Source organism: Streptomyces sp. WY228, from assembly GCF_019287315.1.
GTDB lineage: Bacteria > Actinomycetota > Actinomycetes > Streptomycetales > Streptomycetaceae > Streptomyces > Streptomyces caviscabies.
Genome location: NZ_CP079114.1, coordinates 923,661 through 949,386 on the forward strand (window position 1 = coordinate 923,661; position 25,726 = coordinate 949,386).

Here is a 25,726-nt window from a genome sequence, read left to right on the forward strand (position 1 = left end):
GAGAGGATGGCCGAGATGCCGCTGCTGGAGCCCGACCCGGATGCCCTGCGCCCCGGAACGGCCCGGGAACCCGCCCCCGACCGGGTCACCGACGGCAGTTCCGGGGGCACCCCGGAACCGCTGCGCGGCGAGCTGACGGCCCTGCTCGGCGCGGACAAGGTGCTCTGGAAGATCTCCGACCTCGTGCGGTACGCCTCCGACGCCAGCCCCTACCGCTTCCTCCCCCGGGTCGTGCTGGTCCCCGAGGATCTCGACGACGTCTCCGCGATCCTGTCGTACGCCCACGGCAAGGGCCGTGACGTGGTCTTCCGGGCCGCCGGCACCAGCCTCAACGGCCAGGCGCAGGGCGAGGACATCCTCGTCGACGTACGCCGTCACTGGACCGGGGTCGAGGTGCTGGACGACGGGGCGCGGGCCCGGATCGGGCCGGGGACGACGGTCATGCGGGCCAACGCCACCCTCGCCCGGTACGGCAGGCTGCTGGGCCCCGACCCGGCCAGCGCCATCGCCTGCACCGTCGGCGGGGTCGTCGCCAACAACGCCTCGGGCATGACGGCGGGCACCACCCGCAACTCCTACCGGACGCTCGCCTCGCTCACCTTCGTACTGCCGAGCGGCACCGTCGTCGACACCGCCGACCCCGCCGCGGACGAGGAGCTGGCCCGCGCCGAGCCGGAGCTGTGCGCCGGGCTGCTGGAGCTGAAGGCCGAGATCGAGGCGGACGAGGAGCTGACCGCCAGGATCCGCGCCAAGTACACGATCAAGAACACCAACGGTTATCGCCTGGACGCCTTCCTCGACGGGGCGACCCCGGTGGAGATCCTGCGGGGGCTGATGGTGGGCTCCGAGGGCACCTTCGGCTTCATCTCGGAGGTCGTCTTCGACACGCTGCCGCTGGACCGGCGGGTCTCCAGCGCCCTGTTGTTCTTCCCCTCCCTCACCGCCGCCGCGGCCGCCGTGCCCGGGTTCAACGAGGCGGGGGCCATCGCGGTGGAGCTGATGGACGGCAACACCCTGCGCGCCTCCGTCAGCGTGCCGGGCGTTCCGGCGGACTGGGCGGCGCTGCCCCGGGAGACGACCGCGCTGCTGGTGGAGTTCCGGGCGGCCGACGAGGCCGGCCAGGAGGCGTTCGAACGGGCGGCCGACGCCGTCGTCGCCGGTCTCGACCTGGTCGCCCCGGCCGCGTCGGTGACCAACGCGTTCACCCGGGACGCCGCGACGATCGCCGGGTACTGGAAGGCCCGCAAGGCGTTCGTCACGGCGGTCGGCGGGTCCCGGCCCTCGGGCACCACCCTGATCACGGAGGACTTCGCGGTGCCGCCCGTCCGGCTGGCGGATGCCTGCGAGGCGCTGCTGGAGCTCCAGGCGCGCCATGGTTTCGACGCCGCCGTGGCCGGTCACGCCGCCCACGGCAATCTGCACTTCCTGCTCGCGTTCGACGCGGCGAAGCCGTCCGACGTCGAGCGGTACGACGCGTTCATGCAGGAGTTCTGCGCGCTGGTGGTGGACCGTTTCGACGGGTCGCTCAAGGCGGAGCACGCCACCGGACGCAATATCGCGCCGTTCCTGGAGCGGGAGTGGGGGCCGCGCGCCACCGCGCTGATGTGGCGGACGAAGCAGGTCATCGACCCCGCCGGGGTGCTCGCTCCGCGCATCGTGCTGGACCGGGATCCGCGGGCCCATCTGCGGGGTCTGAAGACCATTCCGAAGGTGGAGGCGGTCGCCGACCCGTGCATCGAGTGCGGCTTCTGCGAACCGACCTGTCCCAGCGAGGATCTGACGACCACTCCGCGCCAGCGGATCGTGCTGCGCCGGGAGATGATGCGCCAGGCCGACGGCTCACCGGTGGAGGCCGGGCTCCTGGACGCCTATGGATACGACGCCGTGGACACCTGTGCCGGGGACTCCACCTGCAAGCTCGCCTGTCCGGTCGGCATCGACACCGGGGCGATGATGAAGGGCTTCCGGCACCGCAGGCACACCCCGCGCGAGGAGCGGATCGCGGCGCTCACCGCGAAGAACTTCCGGGTGGTGGAGGCGTCGGCGCGGCTCGCCGTGGCCGCGGCCGACACGGTCGGCGAGCGGGTGGGCGACGGCCCGCTCCAGGCCGTGACGCGGCTCGCGCGCAGGGCTGTGCGCCCCGATCTCGTACCGGAGTGGCTGCCGCAGCTCCCCGGTGCGGCGGCCCGGCGGCTGCCGCCCACCACGAGGGTCGGGGCGAGCGCGGTCTACTACCCGGCCTGCGTCAACCGCATCTTCGCCGGGCCGGAGCGGAAGGAGACGCCGGGCCTCTCCCTGGCCGAGGCGGTCGTCGCCGTGTCCGGGCGGGCCGGGAGGCCCGTGTGGATCCCCGAGGACGTCGCGGGGACGTGCTGCGCGACGATCTGGCATTCCAAGGGGTACGACGCGGGCAACAGGATCATGGCGAACCGCATCGTGGAGGCCGCCTGGGGCTGGACGGCGGGCGGGACGCTGCCGCTGGTCGTGGACGCGTCCTCCTGCACGCTCGGCATCGCCGAGGAGGTGGTGCCCTACCTCAGCGAGGACAATCGCGCCCTGCACCGCGAACTGACCGTCGTGGACTCGCTGGTGTGGGCTGCCGAGGAGCTGCTGCCGCGTCTGACGGTGTTCCGGACGGTCGGCTCGGCGGTCCTGCATCCGACCTGTTCGATGGAACACCTCGGTGACGTCGACCGGTTGCGGGCGCTGGCCGAGGCCTGTGCGGAGGAGGTGGTGGTGCCGGACGACGCGGGGTGCTGCGCGTTCGCCGGCGACCGGGGCATGCTCCACAAGGAGTTGACCGACTCGGCGACGGCCAAGGAGGCGGCCGAGGTCGGCCGCCGCCCCTACGACGCCCATCTGTCGGCGAACCGGATGTGCGAGATCGGCATGGAACGCGCCACCGGGCACCCCTACCGCTCGGCGCTGATCGAGCTGGAGCACGCCACCCGGCCGACCGTCGGGTGAGCCGGTGACGGCCGGCGCGGACACCCCCGCCGGCCTGCACAACTGAGCGTTTCGAGGCCCCAATTGGTTGCACCAGTTGGGGCTTAGGCGTGCCGTGAAGAAAGTCCAAGGTTTGAGGACGAGAGTCCAAATACTTCCCTTGCGCACCATCAGCCTCACCCTCCAGGGTCCTTACCGAGACCCGGTCCCCGCGCCCGTATCCGTACGGGGGACCGGTCGCGCTCGCGCACCGTCTGAACCCCCAACCCCACCTGGAGGCTCGATGAACGACGACGCCCGGCCCGCACCGGAACCGCAGGACATACCCCCGCACAGCGGCGCGGCCGACGAGCCGGACCGGCAGGATCCCAGTCGCCGTTCCGTGCTGTGGACCACGGCGGGCGTGGCGGGGGCCGGACTCGGCATCGGCGCACTGGGCGGGGGCACCGCGTCGGCGGCCGAGCCGACCGCCGTCTCCACCGCGGAGGCGGTCGCCGCGGCCCCCGCCCGGCAGGGCCGCACCATGGCGGGCGTCCGCTTCGAGGGCCGTTCCACGGTCCGGGTCGGCATCGTGGGCCTCGGCAACCGGGGCGGCAGCATGATCGACCTCTTCCTCGCCGTCCCGGGCGTCCAGGTGAAGGCGGTCTGCGACCCGGTCCGGGACAAGGCCGAGAAGGCGGCAGCGAAGGTGACGGCCGCCGGTCAGCCCGCCCCGACCGTCTACGCCAAGGGCGAGGACGACTACGAGAACCTCTGCAAGCGCGGCGACCTCGACTTCGTCTATGTGGCGACGCCCTGGGAGCTGCACTTCCCGATGGCGAAGGCGGCGATGCTGAACGGGAAGCACGTCGGCGTGGAGTGTCCGATCGCCATGCGGCTGGAGGAGCTCTGGCAACTGGTGGACCTCTCCGAGCGGACCCGGCGGCACTGCATGCAGCTGGAGAACTGTTGTTACGGCAAGAACGAGATGCGGGTGCTGCGCATGGCGCACGCCGGTCTCTTCGGTGATCTGCTGCACGGGGCGGGGGCCTACAACCACGATCTGCGCGGGCTGATGTTCGACCCCGACTACTACGAGGGCCCGTGGCGGCGGCTGTGGCACACCCGGCTGCGCGGTGACCTCTACCCCAACCACGGGTTCGGGCCGGTCGCCAACTACATGGACGTCAACCGGGGCGACCGGGCCGTCAGCATCACGAGCATCGGCACGCCCGCCCTGGGGCTCGCCGCGTACCGCAAGGAGCACATGCCGCCCGGCGACCCCAGCTGGAAGGAGTCGTACATCGGGGCCGACCGGACGATCAGCCTCGTGCAGACGGCCAAGGGCCGGGTGATCCGGCTGGAGCACGATGTGTCGACCCCGCACCCGTACTCCCGGATCAACAGCCTCGGCGGTACGCGGGGCGTGTTCGAGGACTACCCGGAGCGGATCTATCTGGAGCCCGACCACACGGACGACCAGTGGGCGGACTTCTCGAAGTACGCCGAGTGGGACCACTGGCTGTGGAAGGAGCACGCGAACCCGCCGGGCGGGCACGGCGGCATGGACTACATGATGGTCTTCCGGCTGATGCAGTGCATGCGGCTCGGTCTGGTCCCCGACTTCGACGTGTACGACGCGGCCACCTGGACCGCCCCCGTACCGCTGAGCCATCTCTCCATCAAGGCCAAGGGCGCGCCGCTGCCGATCCCGGACTTCACCCGGGGCGAGTGGAGGAAGGCCCGGTCCGGCGTGGACTCCGAGAAGCCCGCGGAGTGACGTTCCCGGGGTCCCGGGCCGATCCGGCGCGGGACCCCGCAGGGCGGTGGCACACCGTAAAACCGGTTGCCCCGGAACGGGACGAACAGGGAGCCTTGCACGTCACCCCGTTCTTCGAGGTCCACCCGGATCTCCGTTTCACGAGCCCTGGGACGTCATGCAGATTCGCGACCTTCCGTATTCGGATCCCGGCGACCCCGATGTCCGTTCAGGCCCTCGATTCCTCTACTGGCTCGGGCGCAATCAGCTCGCCGGGCAGCTGAAGTCCCTCTCCTGGGGGCTGCTGCACCAGCTCGGCATCGCCGGTCTCCCGGTCACCGTGGGGCTCGCCGTCCAGGCCGTCATCGACCGCTCCGGCGGGCGGCTCGCGCTGGCCGGTGGCCTCATCCTGGCGCTCGGCGTCGTGATCGCCGTCGGCGACACCATGCTCCACCGGACGGCCGTGACCAACTGGATCAGCGCCGCCGCCCGGGTCCAGCAGCTGCTCGCCCGCAAGACCGCCGAGCTGGGCTCGGCGCTGACGCGGCGAGTCGCGGCCGGTGAGGTCGTCGCCGTGTCGACCGGCGACGTGGAGAAGATCGGCTGGTTCGTCGAGGCGCTCTCCCGCTTCGCGGCCGCCGCCACCGCCCTCGTGGTCATCTGTGTGGGCCTGGCCTTCTACCTCCCCTCCCTCGGGCTGATGGTGGCGCTCGCCATGCCGGTGCTCGCGCTGGCCGTGCTTCCGTTGCTGCCGCGCGCCACCCGGCGCGCCGACGAGCAGCGCGAGAAGGCGGGCAAGGCGACCGAGCTGGCCTCGGACACGGTCGCCGGACTGCGCGTGCTGCGCGGCATCGGCGGCGAGGAGCTGTTCCTCGGCCGCTACCGCCGCGCCTCGCAGGAGGTCCGCAGGGCGGCCGTGCGCAGCGCCCGGATGTGGGCGCTGATCTCGGCGGTGCAGGTGCTGCTGCCGGGCATCCTGCTGATCTCGCTGGTCTGGTACGGCGCGACGCTGGCCCGCGACGGCCGCATCGACGTCGGCCAGCTGGTCACCGTCTACAGCGCGGCCACGCTGATGCTGTTCCCCTTGCGTCACTTCGAGGAGATCGCGATGGCGTAGCGGCGTCCGCCCACGTGCTGTGCGACCGCGGCGACCGGTCTGATGGCCCCGCGCGGGCAGTTCACCGCCGTCGTCTGCGGCGACCCGGACGAGGCGGGCCGGCTGGCCGAACGGCTCGGCGGGCACGCGGAGACCGGCGAGGACGGCGACGAGGCGGCTCCGTCCGTGCTGCTCGGCGCGGTCGCCCTGGACGAGGTCCCGCTGGACACCGCACGGGCGGCGGTGCTGGTCCAGGACAAGGACCCGGTGCTGCTGTCCGGCACTCTCCAGGAGCTGCTGGACGTGCCGTCCTCCGGTCTGGTCACGGCGGAGGCGGCGTTGGAGGCGGCCCAGTGCGGTGATGTGCTGAGCGCCCTGGCGCAAGCCTCCCCCGACGACGACGGGGACCCGATGCGGACCCGGATCACCGAGCGCGGCCGGTCCCTGTCCGGCGGTCAGCGCCAACGCCTGGCGCTGGCCCGGTCGCTGGTCACCGACCCGGAGGCGCTGGTGCTGGACGAGCCGACCTCGGCGGTCGACTCGCACACCGAGGCGCGGGTCGCCGCCGGGATCGCGAAGCTGCGCGAGGGGCGTACGACGGTGGCGTTCGCCTCGTCGCCGCTGCTGCTCGACGCCGCCGACCGGGTGGTCCTCGTCCACGAGGGCACCGTCGTCGCCGTGGGCGTCCACCGCGAACTGCTGCGCACCGAACCGCGCTACCGGGCGGTCGTCACCCGGGAGACCGACGACGAAGCGGCGGCGTCCGCACCGGACGCCGTGACGGGCATCGCGTCCGTACCCGCCGCGAAGAGCATCCAGGAAATCGAGGAGAGGGCATGATCGGCGTCGCACCCCCGGCGTACGACCCCGCGGCACCGGAGTCGGCGACGACGCTGCCCGTGGGCACGCCGACGACCGTGCGGAGTTACGTACGGAGTCTGCTGCGCCGGCACCGCAGGGCGTTCGCCGTCCTGATCACGGTCAACGCGGTGGCGGTGATCGCCTCGATCACCGGACCGTATCTGCTGGGCGGACTGGTCGAGGACCTGTCGAACGGCGTCGCGGAGCTGCATCTGGAGCGCACCGCCGCGATCTTCGCCGTCGCGCTGGTCGTCCAGGTCCTGTTCACCCGCTCCATGCGGCTGCGCGGGGCGATGCTGGGCGAGGAGATGCTCGCGGACCTGCGTGAGGACTTCCTCGTACGGTCCGTCGGGCTGCCGCCGGGCGTCCTGGAGCGGGCCGGGACGGGCGATCTGCTGTCCCGGATCACCACGGACATCGACCGGCTGGCGAACGCGATGCGCGAGGCCGTGCCGCAGCTGGCGATCGGCGTCGTGTGGGCCGGGCTGCTGCTCGGCGCGATGACGGTGACCGCGCCCCCGCTGGCGCTGGCCGTGCTGGTCGCGCTGCCGGTGCTGATCGTGGGCTGCCGCTGGTACTTCCGCCGGGCCCCCTCGGCGTACCGCTCGGAGGCCGCCGGTTACGCCGCCGTCGCCGCGATGCTCGCGGAGACCGTGGACGCCGGGCGGACCGTGGAGGCGCACCGCCTCGGCGACCGCCGGGTGGCGCTGTCGGACCGGCGGATCAAGGAGTGGACGGCGTGGGAGCGGTACACGCTGTTCCTGCGTTCGGTGCTGTTCCCCGTCATCAACGCGACGTACGTGACGATCCTCGGCGCGGTCCTGCTGCTCGGCGGCTGGTTCGTGCTGGAGGGCTGGATCACGGTCGGGCAGCTGACGACGGGGGCGCTGCTGGCCCAGATGATGGTCGACCCGATCGGTCTGATCCTGCGCTGGTACGACGAGCTCCAGGTGGCCCAGGTGTCGCTGGCCCGGCTGGTCGGCGTCCGGGAGATCGAGCCGGACGCGGGTGACGCCGGGGTGGGCCCGGACGGGCGCGACGTACGGGCGGACGAGGTCCGTTTCGGCTACCGGGAGGGCGTCGACGTGCTGCATCGGGTGTCGCTCGACGTGGCTCCGGGCACCCGGCTCGCCCTGGTCGGCCCCTCCGGCGCGGGCAAGTCGACGCTGGGCCGCCTGCTGGCGGGGATCTACGCGCCGCGCACCGGTGAGGTGACGCTCGGCGGGGCCGAGCTGTCGCGGATGACGGCGGAGCGGGTCCGTGAGCATGTGGCCCTGGTCAACCAGGAGCACCATGTCTTCGTCGGCTCGCTCCGGGACAATCTGCTGCTGGCCCGCGACGGGGCGAAGGACGCCGAGCTGTGGGCGTCGCTGGCGGCGGTCGACGCGGACGGCTGGGCGAAGGGCCTGGACAAGGGGCTGGACACCGAGGTCGGTTCGGGCGGGTTCGCGCTGACCCCGGCGCAGGCCCAGCAGATCGCGCTGGCCCGGCTCGTGCTGGCCGATCCGCACACGCTGGTGCTGGACGAGGCGACCTCGCTGCTGGACCCGCGGGCCGCCCGTCATCTGGAGCGTTCACTGGCCCGGGTACTGGAGGGCCGCACGGTGGTGGCCATCGCGCACCGGCTGCACACCGCGCACGACGCGGATGTGATCGCGGTGGTGGAGGACGGCCGGATCAGCGAGCTGGGCAGCCATGACGAACTGGTCGCGGCGGACGGCGCGTACGCCTCCCTGTGGCGGTCCTGGCACGGGTGAGCGGCCCGACACCGGCGAGTGACCCGACACGGGTGAGTGATCCGGACGGCCCGGGGTTCACCGGGCCGTCCGGGTGCGGTTGGGCTGGAGGAGCTGGTCGACGGGCGCGTAGTCGTCCGTGAGCACCCGGGCGTTCCCGGTCCAGGCGGCGAGGGCGTCGCCGGTGGTGATCCGCCAGCCGACGTCCCTGGCGTCCAGGGCCTCCTGGACCGCGGCGGCGTCGACCGGCCGGCCGGAGGCGACCACCACCAGATTGCCGCCGATCGTCGAAGCCGTCGGGTCCAGTCCGATGTCCGCCGGCTTTCCCATCAGCGCGACATGCGGGAAGACCGAGGCGAGGGTGGCGACCTCGGCGCGGGCGAAGGCCAGTGCGCCGTGGTCGATGAGGTTGGCGACGTACAGTCCGTCCTCGTCGAGCGCCCGGCGTACGTCGCCCAGCGCCTGTGCCGTCGTGAGGTGCCACGGCACGCTGACGCCTCCGAAGGCGTCGCCGACGATCAGGTCGCGGCTGCCCGCCGCCAGTCTCCGCAGCCCCAGCCGCCCGTCCTCCACCCGCACGTCGATCCCGGTCGTGGCCGAAGGGCCGAGGCCGAACCGCTCGTGGTCGATGCGTACGACTCCGCCGTCGATCTCCGAGACGAGGCTCCGGGTGCCGGGGCGTGCGGCCGCGAGGTAGCGGGGGAAGGTGAGGCCGCCGCCCCCGATGTGGTGGGCGGTCAGCGGCTCGCCCTCGGGGAAGGCGGTGTCGACCACGGAGGCGAGGGCGCGGACGTAGGCGAACTTCAGATGTGCCGGGTCCTCGACGTCGACGTAGGAGTGGTTCAGGCCGTCCAGGACGAGCGTGCGGCCGCTGTTCCGGTCGGGGTCCGCGACGACCCGGGCGCAGTGGTAGCGGGTCTCCGCGTCACAGCCGCCGGGGGCGAACGCGGTGGCGAGGGAGCCCGCGATTACGGTGGCGAGGGCCACGGCCGTGGTGCGCCGCCAACGCCGGGCCCGCCGTCCGACGACGGCGGCACCGAGCACCAGCAGCGTTCCGAGGCCGATCAGGATGGTGCTGACGGGCAGTCGGGAGACCAGGACGAATCCGGTGAGGACGGTGCCGACGATGGCTCCGAAGGTGCCCACGCCCGAGAGCCGTCCGACGACCGTGCCGGTCTCGGCGAGGCTGGTGAGCCGGAGCTTCGTCACGAACGGGGTCACCGCGGAGAGCAGTGCGCCGGGCACCAGGAGGGTCGCCGACGCGACCAGCAGAAGCAGTGCGGGCGACCACTCTGCGGTGGTGCGGAGCAGGAGCGGGGTGAGCGCGACGACGACGCCCGACACCCCGAGCGCCGGGCCGATGAGCCGGTGCGGATCGACCTGGTCCGCGATGCGCCCGCCCAGCCAGGAGCCCAGCGCGATGGCGGTGAGGGCGATGCCGATCACCATCGTGCTGGTCTCCAGCGTGAGACCGAGGTACGGGGCCAGCAGCCGCAGGGCGACGATCTCGACCACCAGGACCGCGGCCGACGAGCCGAACACGAGCACCGCCGCGGTCCGGGGGCCCAGGCCCCGGTCGCGGGGCGGATCGTCTTCGGCTTTCCGGGGGTCGTCGGCCACGGGCGAGGAGGGCGTTGTGGTCACCGCAGCATCCTCGCATGCGGGCGGCGGCCGAACTCCCGTGGTACCGAAGGGCGAAGAGGGCGCGAGCACCCGTTCCCGCGCCTCGCGGAGGGTGCTTCCGAAGGGCCGGTGCGGGCGAGAAATCCTGATGCGTTCTCGCCGGAGCCGGTGCTCCAATGAGCCGGTGCGCAGCGACGAGAAGATCACGACCGTGGACCGTGGACGCTTTCCGGATGCCGTGTCGCCGTGGGAGGACCCGGTCTGGCGGGCCGAGGTGCTCGACTGGGTGGCCGGGGGTCTCGCCGCCCACGGCCTCGTGGAGTCCGGCCCCCGGCAGGTGCGCCTGCGCCCCTGGTCGGTGCTGGTGCGGCTGGCCGTCGCGGACCGTGCGCCGGTGTGGTTCAAGGCCGTTCCGCCCGCCGCGGCCTTCGAGGCCGGGCTCGCCGATGCCCTGGCCCGCTGGGTTCCCGCCCAGGTGCTGACGCCGCTCGCCGTCGAGGCGGAACGCGGCTGGACACTCGTCCCGGACGGTGGTCCGGTGCTGTGGGAGCTGCTCGAAGGACAGCCCGTCGATCCTGACCCCCGGTACTGGGAGGAGCCGCTGCGTCAGTACGCCGCGATGCAGTGGGCGCTGGTTCCGTACACGGACGAGATCGTGGCGCTCGGGGTGCCGGCGGCCCGGCCGCGCGATCTGCCGGCGCTGTTCGACCGGCTGGTCGCGGAGAACTCCGCGCTGACCCCGGAGGACCGGGTGGCACTGGCGGCCCTGCGGCCCCGGGTGACGGACTGGTGCGAGGAGCTGGCGGCGTCGGGGGTGGCGGATTCGCTGGACCACGCCGATCTGCACGAGAGCCAGCTCTTCGAGCCCGCGCCGGGCCGGTTCGCCTTCTTCGACTGGGGCGACGCGCTGGTCGGGCATCCCTTCCACAGTCTGCTGGTGCCCGCCCGGGCCGCCCGCGAGCGGTTCGGCCCGGAGGTGCTGCCCCGGCTGCGGGACGCCTATCTGGAGCCGTGGACCGGCGGGGGCGTCACGGCGGCCGGGCTGCGCCGTGCGGTGAGCCTGGCCTGGCGGCTGGCGGCGCTCGGCCGGGCCGCCTCGTGGGGGCGGATGTTCCCTGTACCGCCGGGTGCGGCGGCCGCACCCGGGGACGCCGAGGCCGCTCACTGGCTGCGGGAGCTGTCGGTCGCCCCGCCGCTGTGAGCGGCCCCCGTTCACCTCTGCCAGGAGGCGGATGGCGGGACGTCCGGTGAGGATGAGGGGTGAATCACCCGGTAAACGGGGCAGGCGAGCGCAGAACCACGCAAGCCCGAGAAGGGACGCAGACCGTGGCACCACCCAGGATTCTCGTCGTCGGCGCCGGCTTCGCAGGCGTCGAGTGCGTACGCCGCCTGGAGCGCAGGCTCGCTCCGGGCGAGGCCCAGATCACGCTCGTCACACCGTTCTCGTACCAGCTGTATCTGCCGCTGCTCCCCCAGGTGGCCTCCGGGGTTCTCACCCCCCAGTCCGTCGCGGTGTCGCTGCGCCGCAGCCGCCGTCACCGGACCAGGATCGTGCCGGGCGGGGCGATCGGCGTGGACACCCGGGCGAAGGTCTGTGTGATCCGGAAGATCACGGACGAGATCGTGAACGAGCCGTACGACTACATCGTGCTGGCGGCGGGCAGCGTCACCCGGACCTTCGACATCCCCGGGCTGCTGGACCACGCCCGGGGCATGAAGACGCTGGCCGAGGCGGCGTACGTCCGGGATCACGTGATCGCCCAGCTGGATCTGGCGGACGCCAGTCACGACGAGGCCGAGCGGGCCTCGCGGCTCCAGTTCGTGGTGGTCGGCGGCGGTTACGCGGGCACCGAGACGGCGGCCTGCCTCCAGCGGCTGACCACCAACGCGGTGAAGCACTATCCGCGGCTGGACGCCCGGCTGATCAAGTGGCATCTGATCGACATCGCTCCGAAGCTGATGCCGGAGCTGGGCGACAAGCTGGGGCAGGCCGCCCTGGAGGTGCTCCGGAAGCGGAACATCGAGGTGTCGCTCGGGGTGTCGATCGCCAAGGCGGGGCCGGAGGAGGTCACGTTCACCGATGGCCGGGTGCTGCCCTGCCGGACCCTGATCTGGACCGCCGGAGTGGCGGCCAGCCCGCTGATCGCCACCCTCGGCGCGGAGACGGTGCGCGGCCGGCTCGCGGTGACGCCGCAGCTGACGCTGCCGGGCGAGGACGGGGTGTTCTCGCTCGGCGACGCGGCAGCGGTGCCCGACCTGGCGAAGGGCGACGGGGCGGTCTGCCCGCCCACCGCGCAGCACGCGATGCGTCAGGGCCGGGTGCTCGCCGACAATCTGATCGCCTCGCTGCGCCGTCAGCCGCTCAAGGACTATGTGCACAAGGACCTGGGGCTCGTCGTGGACCTCGGCGGCAAGGACGCGGTGTCCAAGCCGCTGGGCATCGAGCTGCACGGGCTGCCCGCGCAGGCGGTGGCGCGCGGCTACCACTGGTCGGCGCTGCGGACGAACGTCGCCAAGACCCGCGTCATGACGAACTGGATGCTGAACGCGGTCGCCGGCGACGACTTCGTACGGACCGGGTTCCAGTCCCGCAAGCCGGCGACGCTGCGGGACTTCGAGTACACGGACGTCTATCTGACGCCCGAGCAGATCAAGGAGCACACGGCGTCGACGGTCATCAAGCACTGACCGGCCGGACACCGCGGTGAGCGCGCCCTTCGAAGGACGGGGGCGCGCTCAGCGCTGCCGGGACAGGACCGTCTCCACGGTGTCCGCCTCCTGGGCGGTCTTGTCCTCCCGGTAGCGCAGGACGCGGGCGAATCGCAGGGTGACGCCCGCCGGGTAGCGGGTGGAGCGCTGGAGTCCGTCGTAGGCGATCTCCACGACGAGTTCCGGGCGTACGGTGACGACATGGCCGTCGTCGTCGGTGGCCAGCTCGCCCAGCTTCTCGGTCTGCCACTCCAGCAGGGCGTCCGTGAGCCCCTTGAAGGTCTTGCCGAGCATCGCGAACGTACCGTCGGGCCGCCGGGCGCCCAGGTGCAGGTTGGAGAGCTTGCCGGTGCGCCGGCCGCTGCCCCGCTCGACGGCCAGCACCACCAGGTCCAGGGTGTGCACCGGCTTCACCTTCAGCCAGGACGCGCCCCGGCGGCCCGCGCTGTAGGCGGCGGCCAGGTCCTTGACGACGACGCCCTCGTGGCCGCGTTCCAGGGTGTCGGCGAGGAAGGCGTCGGCGGCCGCGCGGGTGCCGGGGTCGTCCGGGTCGGCGACGAGGGCGCGGCCGACCCGCAGGTTCTCCGGGAGGAGCCGGGCCAGGGCCGTGTGACGGTCGGCGTAGGGCAGGTCGAGCAGGTCCTCGTCGTCGACGAGGAGCGCGTCGAAGAAGACCGGCACGACGGGCACGTGCGCCGCCGCTCCGGCCACGTCCCGCCGTGAGCCCACCCGGGAGGCGGTCTCCTGGAAGGGCCGGGGCCTGCCGTCCTCTCCCAGCGCGATCACCTCGCCGTCCAGGATGAAGCGGCCGGCCGGGAGGGCGGCGACGGCGGCGGTGAGCTCGGGCAGCCGGTCGGTGATGTCGTCGAGGGTCCGGGTGTAGGCGCGGATCCGGTCGCCGTCGCGGTGGACCTGTACCCGGATCCCGTCGAGCTTCTCCTCCACGGCGCACGGGCCCAGCTTGTCCAGCGCGTCCCCGACCGAGCCGGCCGTGTGCGCGAGCATCGGCTGGACGGGCCGCCCGACGGTGAGGCGGAAGGCGGCGAGCGCGTCGGGGCCGTCCGCGAGGAGCACCCCGGCGACCTGCTGGAGCGATCCGGCGAGCATCACGGCGCGCCGGACGTCGGCGGGCGGTGCTTCGGCGGCGCGGGCCAGGGCGTCGGCGGCGACGGCGTCCAGGGCCCCCTGGCGTACCTCGCCGGTGAGCAGGGCCCGCAGGAAGCGCTGCTCGTCGGCGGTGGCGGCCGCGAACAGGGCGCGCAGCCGCTCCTTGCGCCGGGCCTGGGAGCCGGGGCCGGAGGTGGCGGCCAGCGCGGTCAGCTCGGCGTCGACGCCGGTGACGGTGAGCGTGGGCTCCGGGGCCGGTTCGACAGGGTCCCCAAGGGTCCGCCATCCCACGCCGATGCGGCCCTGGGGCAGCCGTCCGGCGAGGTACGGGATGACGACGGGAACGTCCTCGGGTCCGGCGTCCCGGAACAGGCCGGCGAGGAGGGCCACCTTCCGGGACCGGGCGGAGGTGGCGGCGACCTCCAGCGACACCTGGGCGAGCTCGGCGAGCAGCATGCGCCCATGGTGCTACGGGGCGGGGCGCGCCGCCCGCCGGAGAAGCACCGGACGCACCGGACGCCGACCGGCCGGGCGAGGCGTCATACGTCGTGCCGACCGGCCGGGCGAGGGCGTCATATGTAGTTGAGGGCGGCGGCCCCGCCCACTCCCCCGAGGACCATGAAGGCGGGCATCAGCACCTTCATCTCGACCCAGCTGCCGGCCCGGAAGCGCATGGCCTTCGGCGGGCCGATCGGGTACCAGCGCTTGCGGCCGATCGGGATGGGCCACAGGATCGGGCAGCCCGAGACGGTCAGCGCGTCGCCGATGTCGTGGACGAGGGCGCCCAGCACGATGGGCAGGCCGAGCCAGAGGTACTCCTGGCCGGGGGCGTCGAACAGCCAGTCGGCCCCGTGGCCGGGCTTGTCGAGAACGCCGGCCAGGATCCAGGCGCTGGTCGCGCCGAGCAGCCACACCAGGACGTCGCTGGAGACGCGGGCGGCCCGCCAGAGCAGGCCCTCGACGGCGAGCACGAGGTGGACGAAGAGGATCACGAGGACGGCCCAGCGGCCGCCGGTGATCGCGGCCACGGAACAGCCGCCGCCGATGAGGACGGCCCACAGCCAGGTGTGGGTGAGGGTGCGGTGCCCACCGGTCCTGCGGGGGTCGCCGGCGCTCCTGGTGGCCTTGTAGACGGCGTAGGAGAGTTTGTCGACGATCTCGCAGAGGGCTTTGGAGACCGGGCCGAAGGCGCGCGAGATGGTCGCGGACTTGTGGTCGAGGTCAGGGGCGAGCGCGGCGCCCGCGCAGATCAGCGCCCCGACGACGAGGACGGGCCAGGGCATCGTGTGGCCCGCGGCGGTGGCCGCCGCGCCCACCCCCAGCCAGGCCGCCGCCCCTGACAGAGAGTGTGCCGGTCCCATCATGGTCTGTCCCGCCCCCAGTGGTTCGTGCGCCCATCACCGGTACGGCGTGGGCTGGTTGAGTGCGCAGCGTACCGTCCGTGATCTTCGTGCCGTCCGCCGGTTCCCTCATCCGGGCGGAAGACAGGCAAGATGGGGGCGTGACCCTCATCGACCAGCTTCCCCAGACCGCCGACCCGGACGCCCTCTTCGAGGCCTTCTCCTCATGGACCGAGAGCCAGGGCATCACGCTTTATCCGGCTCAGGAGGAGGCGCTGATCGAGGTGGTCTCCGGGGCGAACGTGATCCTGTCCACCCCGACCGGCTCCGGGAAGAGCCTGGTGGCGGCGGCCGCGCACTTCACCGCGCTGGCCCAGGACAAGGTCACCTTCTACACGGCGCCGATCAAGGCGCTGGTGTCGGAGAAGTTCTTCGACCTGTGCAAGCTCTTCGGCACCGAGAACGTCGGCATGCTCACCGGCGACGCCTCGGTCAACGCGGACGCCCCGGTGATCTGCTGTACGGCCGAGGTGCTGGCCTCCATCGCGCTGCGCGACGGCAAGTACGCCGACATCGGCCAGGTCGTGATGGACGAGTTCCACTTCTACGCCGAGCCGGACCGCGGCTGGGCCTGGCAGATTCCGCTGCTGGAGCTGCCGCAGGCGCAGTTCGTGCTGATGTCGGCGACGCTCGGCGACGTCTCGATGTTCGAGAAGGACCTGACCCGGCGCACCGGCCGCCCCACCTCGGTGGTGCGTTCCGCGACCCGTCCGGTGCCGCTGAGCTACGAGTACCGCTTCACGCCGATCACCGAGACGCTGACCGAGCTGCTGGACACCCGGCAGTCGCCGGTCTACATCGTGCACTTCACGCAGGCGGCGGCGGTCGAGCGGGCGCAGTCGCTGATGAGCATCAACATGTGCACGAAGGAGGAGAAGGAGAGGATCGCCGATCTGATCGGCAGCTTCCGCTTCACCACCAAGTTCGGCCAGAACCTCTCCCGTTACGTACGCCACGGCATCGGCGTGCACCACGCGGGCATGCTGCCCAAGTACCGCCGTCTGGTGGAGAAGCTGGCCCAGGCGGGTCTGCTGAAGGTGATCTGCGGGACGGACACGCTCGGCGTCGGCGTCAACGTCCCCATCCGTACGGTGCTGTTCACGGCGCTCACCAAGTACGACGGCACCCGGGTGCGGACCCTGCGCGCGCGGGAGTTCCACCAGATCGCGGGCCGCGCCGGGCGGGCCGGCTTCGACACGGCGGGCTTCGTCGTGGCGCAGGCCCCCGAACACGTCATCGAGAACGAGAAGGCCGTCAAGAAGGCGGGCGACGACCCGAAGAAGAAGCGCAAGGTCGTCCGCAAGAAGGCCCCGGAGGGCTTCGTCGCCTGGTCGGAGACCACCTTCGACAAGCTGATCCAGTCCGAGCCGGAGCCGTTGAACTCCCGTTTCCGGGTGACGCACACGATGCTGCTCGCGGTCATCGCCCGCCCGGGCAACGCCTTCGAGGCGATGCGGCATCTGCTGGAGGACAACCACGAGCCGCGCCGGGCGCAGTTGCGGCACATCCGGCGGGCCATCGCGATCTACCGTTCGCTGCTGGACGGCGGTGTGGTGGAGCAGCTGGAGACGCCGGACGCCGAGGGGCGGATCGTGCGGCTGACGGTCGATCTCCAGCAGGACTTCGCGCTGAACCAGCCGCTGTCCACGTTCGCGCTGGCCGCGTTCGACCTGCTGGACGCCGAATCGCCTTCGTACGCGCTGGACATGGTCTCGGTCGTCGAGTCGACGCTGGACGATCCCCGGCAGATCCTGGCCGCCCAGCAGAACAAGGCGCGCGGCGAGGCCGTGGGGCAGATGAAGGCGGACGGGGTCGAGTACGAGGAGCGGATGGAGCGGCTGCAGGAGGTCACGTACCCGAAGCCGCTGAGCGAGCTGCTGTGGCACGCCTACGACGTGTACCGCACGAGCCACCCGTGGGTGAACGACCACCCGGTGTCGCCGAAGTCGGTGATCCGGGACATGTACGAGCGCGCCATGACGTTCACGGAGTTCACCTCGCACTACGAGCTGGCCCGGACCGAGGGCATCGTGCTGCGGTATCTGGCGAGCGCGTACAAGGCGCTGGAGCACACGATCCCGGACGACGTGAAGTCGGAGGATCTCCAGGACCTGATCTCCTGGCTCGGCGAGATGGTGCGTCAGGTGGACTCCAGTCTGCTGGACGAGTGGGAGCAGCTGGCCAACCCCGAGGTGGAGACCGCCGAGCAGGCCCAGGAGAAGGCGGACGAGGTCAAGCCGGTCACGGCCAACCCCCGCGCCTTCCGGGTGCTGGTGCGCAACGCGATGTTCCGCCGGGTGGAGCTGGCCGCGCTGGACCGGGCCGGCGCGCTGGGCGAGCTGGACGGCGAGGCCGGGTGGGACGAGGACGCGTGGGGCGAGGCGCTGGACGCGTACTGGGACGCGCACGAGGAGATCGGGACCGGTCCGGACGCGCGCGGTCCGAAGCTGCTGAAGATCGAGGAGGACCCGGCGCACGGGCTGTGGCGGGTCTGGCAGGCGTTCGCCGACCCGGCGGGCGATCACGACTGGGGCATCAAGGCCGAGGTGGATCTCGCCGCGTCCGACGAGGAGGGCCGGGCGGTCGTCCGGGTCACCGAGGTCGGCCAGCTGTGAACCGGACCCTGACGCGTAACGGGAGAGGTACGGCATGACGAATCCGGCCGAGCGTCTGGTCGATCTGCGGGCAGAGGTCAACATCTTCCGCGGCCGCAGGCGTCGCGGGCAGGTGGTGGCGGCGGGCCGGACGACCGACGGGGAGCGGCCGGTGCACTCGCTGCACGCCTATTTCCTGCGGCCGGGGCGGCCCGGGGTGCCGATCGTCTATCAGGTGGAGCGGGTGCGGGACGGGCGGTCCTTCACCACCCGGCGGGTGACGGCCGTGCAGGAGGGCCGGACGATCTTCAATCTGACGGCGTCCTTCCACCGCCCCGAGGAGGCGGGTTTCGAGCACCAGCTGCCGCCGGCCCGGATCGTCCCGGACCCGGAGGAGCTGCCGACGGTCGCCGAGGAGGTGCGCGAGCATCTGGGCGCGCTGCCGGAGGCGCTGGAGCGGATGGCCCGGCGGCAGCCCTTCGACATCCGTTACGTCGACCGGCTGCGCTGGACGAAGGACGAGGTCGAGGACGCCGATCCGCGGAGCGCGGTGTGGATGCGGGCGGTGGGGCCGCTGGGCGACGACCCGCTGGTGCACACCTGCGCGCTGACGTACGCGAGCGACATGACGCTGCTGGACGCGGTCCGTATCCCGGTGGAGCCGCTGTGGGGGCCGCGCGGCTTCGACATGGCGTCGCTGGACCATGCCATGTGGTTCCACCGGCCGTTCCGGGCGGACGAGTGGTTCCTGTACGACCAGGAGTCACCGATCGCGACGGGTGGCCGGGGGCTGGCGCGGGGGCGGATCTACGACCGTTCGGGGCAGCTGCTGGTGTCGGTGGTGCAGGAGGGGCTGTTCCGGCGGCTGGAGCCGTAGCGGCGTTCCGGCTCAGGTGCCGGGCAGCGGGTCCTGGTCGACCTCGTGGCGGCGGGTGCGGATGTCCGGCGGCGCGGGGTGCAGCTTGGCGTCGCAGGACGGCCCGAGGCCGGCCCGGCGCGAGTCGGTCCCGGTGAGGGGGCGGCCGCAGAGCCGGCAGCGGACGAGGCGGCGGCCCCGGGGCTGCTCGGCCGCCGTGTCCCGGGGGGCGGTTCCGTCGGCCCCGGGCAGCGGTTCGGGGAAGGTTTCGGGAGTGTCCACCCCTTGATCCTCCCAGTACGGCTGCGTGGCGGCGGCCCGCGTCCGTTCCGCCGGGTTCGGCGCCGGGCGTCCGGTTTGCCGAACGGGGCCGGGGCCGCGTTACTGGAGTGAGCCCCGGGCCACCGGCGGGGCACGGCTCCGGGCGACGGGGCCGGGAGCCGCGGAGGTGCCGGGATGGACATGATCCACATCCGCGCGGTGAGCCCGCCGGACCTGACCGACGAGGTCGTCGGCCGGCTCTCGGGCGACCCCTGCGTCCTCAATCTCATCGTCCAGCGCGACGCGGCCCGCAACCCCGACGGCGACTCCATCGCCTGCGACGTGCTGACGGGGGCGGCCAACGAGGTCCTGCACCGTCTGCGCGCCGTCCACCTCGACCAGCGGGGCTCCCTCGTCATCGAACCGGTCGACATGGCGTTCTCCGGCGCGGCCACCGAAGGCGGGCAGCGCGAGCTGGGGCCGCTGAGCCGGGCGCCGGTCTGGGAGCAGGTCGAGGCACGCATCCGGTCCGGGGGGCGGTATCCGCCGAGCTTCTACCTCTATCTGGTGATCGCCGGTCTGATCGGTTCGGTCGGCATCGTCACCAACTCGCAGATCCTTATCGTGGGCGCGATGGTCGTCGGGCCGGAGTACGGCGCCATCGTCAGCGTGGCGCTGGGGATCGACCGGGGCCGGCGGGCCATGGTGCGCGGCGGGCTGGCCGCCCTGGGCGCCGGTTTTCTCCTCACCATCGTGGTCACCTTCCTCTTCGCCCTCCTCATCCGCGGTTTCGGGCTGGAGTCGGAGGCCTTCGAGCGGGGGCTGCGGCCCGTCTCCAATCTCATCAACACACCGAACTTCTTCTCGGTGGCCGTCGCCACCCTGGCCGGGATCGTCGGGATCGTGTCGCTCACCGAGGCCAGGACGAGCGCCCTGCTCGGGGTGTTCATCTCCGTGACGACGATCCCGGCCGCCGCGGACATCGCCGTCTCCACCGCGTTCACCAGCTGGTCCGACGTACGGGGCTCGGCCGTCCAGCTCGTGGTGAACATCCTGGTGCTGATCGTGGTGGGCACCGCCACGCTCAAGGCCCAGCGGGCGATCTGGCGGCGGGTCGGCCTGCGGCGCGACCGTGAGCGCCGGCTCGCCGAAGAGGTCTGACGCACTGCCCGAAGACGCCCGACGCACTCCGGAAGGGGCACCTCATGGACCGGGAAGCCGCCGCACCGCTGCGCGCCGCACCGCATGCGACACCGGCCGAACGGGCGGCGCTGGGCAAGGCCGCGCGCCGGGTCGCGCCGCGGTCGGGCCATGCGGAGTTCACGCCGTCGCCGCACCGCCCCGACCCGCTGGCCGTCCTCGAAGCACAGTCCGCCGACCGGGTGCCCGAACTGGTCCCGATCCGCTACGCCCGGATGACCGAGTCCCCATTCCGCTTCTACCGGGGCGCGGCCGCCCTGATGGCCGCCGACCTGGCGGGCAGCCCCGACTCGGGGATCCGGGCGCAGCTGTGCGGCGACGCCCACCTGCTGAACTTCCGGCTGCTGGCCTCGCCCGAGCGGAATCTGCTCTTCGACATCAACGACTTCGACGAGACGCTGCCGGGCCCCTGGGAGTGGGACGTCAAACGGCTGGCGGCCAGCCTCGTCATCGCGGGGCGGGCGAACGGCTTCACGGACCGGGAGCGGGCCGGGATCGTCCGGGCGGCGGTCGGCTCGTACCGACAGGCGATGGCCGCGTTCGCCGGGATGCGCAATCTGGAGGTGTGGTACGCGCGGACCGACGCCGAGCGGCTGCGTTCGGTGGCCGCGGAGCAGCTGGGCGGCCGGGGGCGCAGGAATGTCGACCGGGCGCTGGGCAGGGCCCGTACCAAGGACAGCCGGCAGGCCTTCGGCAAGCTCGCCGAGGTGGTCGGCGGGCGGCTCCGGATCACCCCGGACCCGCCGATGGTCGTGCCCCTCACCGATCTGCTGCCCGGGGTGGGGCGCGCGGAGATCCACCGGCGGTTCGCCGGTCTGGTGGCGGGCTACGCCCGGAGTCTGGTGTCCGACCGGCGCAGTCTGCTGGAGGACTTCACGCTGGTGGACGTGGCCCGGAAGGTCGTCGGTGTGGGCAGTGTCGGCACCCGGTGCTGGATCATCCTGCTGCTCGGCAGGGACGGCGGGGATCCGCTGTTCCTCCAGGCCAAGGAGGCCGGGCCCTCGGTGCTGGCCGAGTACGCCGGCGCGAGCCGGTACGCGAACCAGGGCGAGCGGGTCGTCGCGGGCCAGCGGCTGATGCAGGCTTCCAGCGACATCTTCCTCGGCTGGGAGCGGGCCGATGGCATCGACGGCGAGAGCCGGGACTTCTATGTGCGCCAGTTGCGCGACTGGAAGGGCATCGCGGAGCCGGAGTCGATGGTGCCGAAGGGGATGCGGGCGTTCGGCGAGGTGTGCGGCGCCACGCTGGCCCGCGCCCATGCCAGGTCGGGCGACCGGATCGCCATCGCGGGCTATCTGGGGAGCGGAGACGTCTTCGACCGGGCGCTCGCCACGTTCGCGGAGTCGTACGCGGACCGCAACGAGCTCGATCACCGGGCGCTGGTGAACGCGGTGGCCGCCGGGCGGCTGCCGGCGGCCGGCTCGGCGGGGCGCGCGGGCGACGGGGCGAACGGTCTTCCGGGGCCGGGCGGCTGACCTTCCGCGCCGGTGGGCGTGTCCCGGCGACGGGGCGACGCCCGGCCCGCCGCCGCGTGGTATCCCGACGTGAACCCGTGGGGACGCGTCCCCTTCCCGGGGGTCGTCACGCCGAGGAGTCGAGATCATGCCGGCCACACCTCCGGGCCCACCCGTCGCCGCGCCCGAGGACCCGTACGCGCCGGTCCGTACGCGGAGGTACGCGGGGCTGCTGCTGATGGCGGCGCTCCTCGGGGTGCCCGTCTCGGCGATCGCGTTCGGCTTCCTGGCGCTGGTGTCGGAGCTCCAGTCGCTGACGTACACGGAGCTGCCGAGGGCGCTGGGCTTCGAGGCGACGCCGTCGTGGTGGCCCGTGCCGCTGCTCGGGATCGCCGGTCTCCTGGTCGGGCTCACCGTCCGCCGGCTGCCGGGCGGGGGCGGGCACCGGCCGGCGGAGGGGCTGGTGTCCACCGGAGCGCCGGCCGCGGTGGATCTGCCCGGAATCGCGCTCGCGGCGCTGCTCTCGCTGGGCGCGGGCGCCGTACTGGGGCCGGAGGCGCCCCTGATCGCGCTGGGCGGCGGGCTGGCCGTCTGGGCGGCGGGCCGCGTCAAGCCGGACCTGGCGCCGGAGGCGCGGGCGCTGGTCGGGGCCTCGGGGAGTTTCGCCGCGGTGAGCGCCCTGCTGGGGTCGCCGCTGCTGGGCGCGTTCCTGCTGATGGAGGTGGCGGGGCTGGCCGGGCCGATGCTGGGCGTGGTCCTGGTGCCCGGGCTGCTCTCCGCGGGGATCGGGGCGCTGATCTTCACGGGGCTGGGTTCCTGGACGGGGCTCGGCACCTACTCCCTGACCTTGGGCGAGGTTCCGTCGGCGGCGGCCCCGGGCGTCGCCGGCTTCGGGTGGGCGCTGGTGCTCGGTGTGGCGGCGGCCTTCGCCGGTGCGGGCATCCGGCGGCTGTCGCTGGCGCTGCAGGAACGCGTGGAGCGGCGGACGGTGGTGGCCACGGCGGTGCTGGGGCTGGTCGTGGGCGGGCTCGCGCTGGTGTACGCGGAGATCTCGGGCAAGGACGCGTCCGAGGTGCTGTACTCGGGCGAACACGAGCTGGGCCATCTCCTGAGCGGGAGCGCCGCGTACTCGGTGGGCGCGCTGGTGCTGCTCATCGTCTGCAAGTCGCTGGCCTACTGCGCCTCGTTGAGCTGTTTCCGGGGCGGCCCGGTCTTTCCGGCGATGTTCGTGGGCGCGGTCGGCGGTATCGCGCTGTCCCATCTGCCGGGGCTGGATCTCACGGCCGGGTTCGCGATGGGCGTCGGGGCCATGTGTGTGGCGATGCTGCGGCTGCCGATGACCTCGGTGCTCCTGGCGACGCTCCTGCTGGGCAAGGAGGGGCTCACGGTGATGCCGCTGGTGATCGTGGCGGTGGTGGCGGCGTACGTGGTCACGCTCCGGCTGACGCCCGCGCCGGTGGACAGGGCGGGGCCGGAAGCGGTGTGATCTTCCTGTGGCTTTCCTCCCGGCGCCTGCCTGTGCTTCCGCATCGTGAAAGGACCTCCCATGACCGAGATCGTCCATGTGTCCGCCCCCGAGCTGGTCACGTACGCCGACGACCTGGCCGGTCTCCTGGCCGAGACCGTCGACGAGGGGTCCTCGGTGGGCTTTCTGGCCCCGCTGGACCGGGAGGCGGCCGCCATCTGGTGGCGGGAGCGGGCGGCCGCCGTGGAGGCGGGGAGCATCGGCATCTGGATCGCCCGGGAGGGCGGGCAGGTCTCCGGGACGATCGCCCTGGTCCGGGCTCCGCTGCCGAACGCCCGGCACCGCGCGGAGGTCGCCAAGCTGATGGTCCGGCCGTCCGCCCGTGGCCAGGGGCTCGGCGGGGCGCTGCTGGCCGCCGTCGAGGCGTACGCGGCGACCGAGGGCATCACGCTGCTGATCCTGGACACCGAGAGCGGCAGCCTGGCCGAGCAGGTCTACTGCGGGGCGGGGTGGACGAAGGTCGGGAGCGTGCCGGGATACGCGGCGGATCCGGCGGGCATCCTCAAGCCGACGACCTTCTACTACAAGGAGCTCGCCGCTCCGTGAGCGGCGGGCGGCACAATGTGCACCACCACGCAATGATCAGGGAGAGCTTCATGACGCTGCACGACATTCCGCTGCGCACCCTCACGGGCGAGCCGACCACGCTGGGCGCGTACAGCGGCCGGACCGTCCTGTTGGTGAACGTGGCCTCCAAGTGCGGGCTCACCCCGCAGTACGAGGGCCTGGAGCGGCTGCAGCAGACCTACGGGGACCGGGGCCTGACCGTGCTCGGCGTTCCGTGCAACCAGTTCGCCGGGCAGGAGCCGGGCAGTGCGGAGGAGATCCAGACCTTCTGCTCGACGACGTACGGGGTCACCTTCCCGCTGCTGGAGAAGATCGACGTCAACGGTGCGGACCGGCATCCGCTGTACGCGGAGCTGACTCAGCTGGCCGACGCGGACGGGGAGGCCGGGGACGTCCAGTGGAACTTCGAGAAGTTCGTGATCTCGCCGGCCGGTGAGCCGGTGGCCCGGATCCGGCCGCGTTCGGAGCCGGAGTCCACGGAGGTCGTGGCGGCGATCGAGGCACAGCTGCCGGGCTGAGTACGCGCGCGGTCCGGGACTCACGTCCCGGACCGCCCCTTTTTTTGGGCCCTTGTGTCGGGCGGATCGCTACACCCTCCGATGACGCACATGACATGCAGACTGTGCAATCTCTATTCACCTGATGGGATCTACGGTAAATTCCCGGCGGTCGCCCCTCCAGCGCCCCTGCTGGATCCGCCCGCAACCGACAAAGGAGTCACCGTGCGCCGTGCCCCGTCCCGCGCGTTCCTGGCCCCGGCCGCCGTCCTGACGGCCGTCCTCGCCCTCCTCCCGGCCGCCTCACCGGCCGGCGCAGCCGCCGCTCCCACCGCTTCCGTCGAGCAGGTCCCGTACACCATGGACGAGTCCAACCAGGCGGCGTGGTGGACTCCCGCGGCCACCTACAAGGGCCGGGGCCAGTACACCTACTTCGCGTTCAACGAACCCGGCTCCACCGCGGCCACGCATCGCCCGGCCATCGCACGCCGCGACCCCGACGGGGTGTGGAGCCGTCTGCCGCTGCTCACGAAGGACGGGCAGCAGGCGGAGTTCACCGACGACAACGGGCACAACCAGCCCTCCGTAGCCCGGGACGGCAGCGGACGGCTGCATGTGTTCACCTCGATGCACGGCGACACCTGGCGCTACTTCCGTACCGACGCGACGACCGGCCCCGTCACCGATCACTCCTCCGACATGCCCGACCAGGGCCAGGGCATCACCTATCCGGTCCTGACCACCGCGCCCAACGGCGACCTCTATCTCGCCGCCCGCATCGGCAACGGCAGCGACCGCCGCCCCGGCAAGCTCTACCGCTGGGACAACGCGGCCGCCGAGTGGAGCGTCGTCGCGACCTTCGCGTCGGCGCAGTACCGGTCCGTCTACCCGGACGATCTGGCGGTGGACGCCGCCGGGAACGTCCACCTCCTCTACGAGTGGTCCAAGGCGCCGTCGTCCGCCTTCCGCCACAAGCTCTCCTACCTCCGCCTCGACCCGGACTCCGGCCGTTTCACGGACAGTTCCGGCGCCGCCCTCACCGTGCCGACCACCCCGGACACCGCCGACGTCATCCAGGACTTCACCAGCGGCGAGGAGTGGAGTTCGGACAACACCGGATACACCGCGGCAGCCGTCCAGAGCGCCAAACTCACCCTGGACGGCTCCACGCCCAAGGTGGCCTACCGCTACCGCTCCGCCGCGAGCGGGGCGAACTTCCATGTCTTCTACGCGTATCCGAGCGCCGGCGGCTGGCTGCGCCAGAGCGTCTACACGGAGGGGCAGACCAGCGCGGCGCTCGGCATCACCTGGGACGAGACCGACGCCAAGCGCGTCTACTACGTGAAGAGTTCCGGGACCGAGCGCGTCTTCGCCGCCACGGAGAAGAACGGCACCTGGACCTCCGTCTCCGCCGTCCCCGGAGTGAGCGCCGACCGGCTCGCCGTACGCCGCGACAGCGACGGGAACGACATCCTCTACCTCCCGGACACCAAGAACCGCCGCCTGCACTACGCGCGCCGCTGAGGAAGACACCGCAGCAGGCCGCCCGTCTCACC

The 25,726-nt window shown here is 72.5% G+C and carries 17 protein-coding genes and 1 pseudogene; 14 read left to right on the forward strand and 4 right to left on the reverse strand.

The features are described from left to right. Positions 1–15 precede the first annotated feature (15 nt). From KV381_RS03670 to KV381_RS03685, 4 genes and pseudogenes are all read left to right on the forward strand, one after another. Positions 16–2,967 carry an FAD-binding and (Fe-S)-binding domain-containing protein gene (locus KV381_RS03670; RefSeq protein ID WP_218784514.1) on the forward strand — a complete coding sequence of 984 codons (2,952 nt, stop codon included), beginning with the start codon at positions 16–18 and terminating at the stop codon, positions 2,965–2,967. A 262-nt stretch (positions 2,968–3,229) separates the two neighbouring features. After that, positions 3,230–4,705, forward strand: a complete 1,476-nt coding sequence (locus KV381_RS03675; RefSeq protein WP_218784518.1) for a Gfo/Idh/MocA family protein — start codon at positions 3,230–3,232, stop codon at positions 4,703–4,705. Positions 4,706–4,862: 157 nt separating this feature from the next. Next, positions 4,863–6,620: pseudogene (locus KV381_RS03680) on the forward strand (ABC transporter transmembrane domain-containing protein). Then, positions 6,617–8,398 (forward strand): ABC transporter ATP-binding protein, encoded by a 1,782-nt coding sequence (locus KV381_RS03685; RefSeq protein ID WP_098026238.1) that lies wholly within the window; start codon positions 6,617–6,619, stop codon positions 8,396–8,398. The pseudogene KV381_RS03680 and the gene KV381_RS03685 overlap by 4 nt, the downstream one beginning before the upstream one ends. 57 nt (positions 8,399–8,455) lie before the next feature. On the opposite strand, the gene KV381_RS03690 is transcribed toward KV381_RS03685, so the two are convergent. Further along, positions 8,456–10,021 (reverse strand): fused MFS/spermidine synthase, encoded by a 1,566-nt coding sequence (locus KV381_RS03690; protein ID WP_218784520.1) that lies wholly within the window; start codon positions 10,019–10,021, stop codon positions 8,456–8,458. 127 nt (positions 10,022–10,148) lie between these two features. Between KV381_RS03690 and KV381_RS03695 the strand changes: the two genes are divergently transcribed. Together KV381_RS03695 and KV381_RS03700 are read left to right on the forward strand one after the other, a co-directional pair. Next, positions 10,149–11,201 carry a phosphotransferase gene (locus KV381_RS03695; protein WP_218784523.1) on the forward strand — a complete coding sequence of 351 codons (1,053 nt, stop codon included), beginning with the start codon at positions 10,149–10,151 and terminating at the stop codon, positions 11,199–11,201. A gap of 125 nt (positions 11,202–11,326) precedes the next feature. Next, positions 11,327–12,688 carry an NAD(P)/FAD-dependent oxidoreductase gene (locus KV381_RS03700; RefSeq protein ID WP_218784525.1) on the forward strand — a complete coding sequence of 454 codons (1,362 nt, stop codon included), beginning with the start codon at positions 11,327–11,329 and terminating at the stop codon, positions 12,686–12,688. A gap of 48 nt (positions 12,689–12,736) precedes the next feature. Here the strand turns inward: KV381_RS03700 and KV381_RS03705 are convergent, their stop codons facing one another. Together KV381_RS03705 and KV381_RS03710 are read right to left on the reverse strand one after the other, a co-directional pair. Then, on the reverse strand, positions 12,737–14,272 hold the full coding sequence (locus tag KV381_RS03705) for an ATP-dependent DNA ligase (protein ID WP_218784527.1): 1,536 nt from the start codon (positions 14,270–14,272) through the stop codon (positions 12,737–12,739). Between the two features lie 116 nt (positions 14,273–14,388). Further along, a complete protein-coding gene (locus KV381_RS03710) occupies positions 14,389–15,180 on the reverse strand; it encodes a metal-dependent hydrolase (protein ID WP_030081387.1) in 792 nt (263 codons plus the stop codon). A 137-nt stretch (positions 15,181–15,317) separates the two neighbouring features. Between KV381_RS03710 and KV381_RS03715 the strand changes: the two genes are divergently transcribed. Together KV381_RS03715 and KV381_RS03720 are read left to right on the forward strand one after the other, a co-directional pair. Next, a complete protein-coding gene (locus tag KV381_RS03715; RefSeq protein WP_030081386.1) occupies positions 15,318–17,831 on the forward strand; it encodes an RNA helicase in 2,514 nt (837 codons plus the stop codon). A 34-nt stretch (positions 17,832–17,865) separates the two neighbouring features. Beyond that, a complete protein-coding gene (locus KV381_RS03720) occupies positions 17,866–18,687 on the forward strand; it encodes an acyl-CoA thioesterase II (RefSeq protein WP_218784529.1) in 822 nt (273 codons plus the stop codon). A 12-nt stretch (positions 18,688–18,699) separates the two neighbouring features. Here KV381_RS03720 and KV381_RS03725 read toward each other — a convergent pair whose 3' ends face one another. Then, positions 18,700–18,948: a DUF6011 domain-containing protein gene (locus tag KV381_RS03725; protein ID WP_030081384.1), complete on the reverse strand. Its 249-nt coding sequence runs from the start codon at positions 18,946–18,948 to the stop codon at positions 18,700–18,702. A gap of 174 nt (positions 18,949–19,122) precedes the next feature. Here KV381_RS03725 and KV381_RS03730 point away from each other — a divergent pair, with 174 nt between their 5' ends. The 6 genes from KV381_RS03730 to KV381_RS03755 all read left to right on the forward strand — a co-directional run bounded on the left by KV381_RS03730 (position 19,123) and on the right by KV381_RS03755 (position 25,694). Next, complete coding sequence (locus tag KV381_RS03730) at positions 19,123–20,088, forward strand: DUF389 domain-containing protein (protein WP_030081382.1); 966 nt, start codon at positions 19,123–19,125, stop codon at positions 20,086–20,088. Between the two features lie 44 nt (positions 20,089–20,132). Beyond that, entirely contained in the window at positions 20,133–21,602 is a 1,470-nt protein-coding gene (locus KV381_RS03735; RefSeq protein ID WP_218784532.1) for a DUF2252 domain-containing protein, read from the forward strand. A gap of 127 nt (positions 21,603–21,729) precedes the next feature. Further along, positions 21,730–23,067, forward strand: a complete 1,338-nt coding sequence (locus KV381_RS03740; RefSeq protein ID WP_030081378.1) for a chloride channel protein — start codon at positions 21,730–21,732, stop codon at positions 23,065–23,067. 60 nt (positions 23,068–23,127) lie between these two features. Continuing rightward, positions 23,128–23,652, forward strand: a complete 525-nt coding sequence (locus KV381_RS03745; RefSeq protein ID WP_030081369.1) for a GNAT family N-acetyltransferase — start codon at positions 23,128–23,130, stop codon at positions 23,650–23,652. Positions 23,653–23,702: 50 nt separating this feature from the next. Continuing rightward, entirely contained in the window at positions 23,703–24,191 is a 489-nt protein-coding gene (locus tag KV381_RS03750) for a glutathione peroxidase (RefSeq protein ID WP_030081367.1), read from the forward strand. 204 nt (positions 24,192–24,395) lie between these two features. After that, the gene (locus KV381_RS03755; RefSeq protein WP_167396282.1) at positions 24,396–25,694 is read left to right on the forward strand and encodes a BNR-4 repeat-containing protein; all 1,299 of its coding nucleotides are present in this window, start codon (positions 24,396–24,398) and stop codon (positions 25,692–25,694) included. The last annotated feature ends 32 nt before the right edge of the window (positions 25,695–25,726 follow it).

Coding starts and splice junctions, on each gene's coding strand:
- KV381_RS03675 (WP_218784518.1), top strand. CDS start 3,230: ATGAACGACGACGCCCGGCCCGCACCGGAACCGCAGGACATACCCCCG.
- KV381_RS03745 (WP_030081369.1), top strand. CDS start 23,128: ATGACCGAGATCGTCCATGTGTCCGCCCCCGAGCTGGTCACGTACGCC.
- KV381_RS03740 (WP_030081378.1), top strand. CDS start 21,730: ATGCCGGCCACACCTCCGGGCCCACCCGTCGCCGCGCCCGAGGACCCG.
- KV381_RS03730 (WP_030081382.1), top strand. CDS start 19,123: ATGGACATGATCCACATCCGCGCGGTGAGCCCGCCGGACCTGACCGAC.
- KV381_RS03705 (WP_218784527.1), bottom strand. CDS start 14,272: ATGCTGCTCGCCGAGCTCGCCCAGGTGTCGCTGGAGGTCGCCGCCACC.
- KV381_RS03695 (WP_218784523.1), top strand. CDS start 10,149: ATGCGTTCTCGCCGGAGCCGGTGCTCCAATGAGCCGGTGCGCAGCGAC.
- KV381_RS03735 (WP_218784532.1), top strand. CDS start 20,133: ATGGACCGGGAAGCCGCCGCACCGCTGCGCGCCGCACCGCATGCGACA.
- KV381_RS03710 (WP_030081387.1), bottom strand. CDS start 15,180: ATGATGGGACCGGCACACTCTCTGTCAGGGGCGGCGGCCTGGCTGGGG.
- KV381_RS03670 (WP_218784514.1), top strand. CDS start 16: ATGCCGCTGCTGGAGCCCGACCCGGATGCCCTGCGCCCCGGAACGGCC.
- KV381_RS03750 (WP_030081367.1), top strand. CDS start 23,703: ATGACGCTGCACGACATTCCGCTGCGCACCCTCACGGGCGAGCCGACC.
- KV381_RS03685 (WP_098026238.1), top strand. CDS start 6,617: ATGATCGGCGTCGCACCCCCGGCGTACGACCCCGCGGCACCGGAGTCG.
- KV381_RS03720 (WP_218784529.1), top strand. CDS start 17,866: ATGACGAATCCGGCCGAGCGTCTGGTCGATCTGCGGGCAGAGGTCAAC.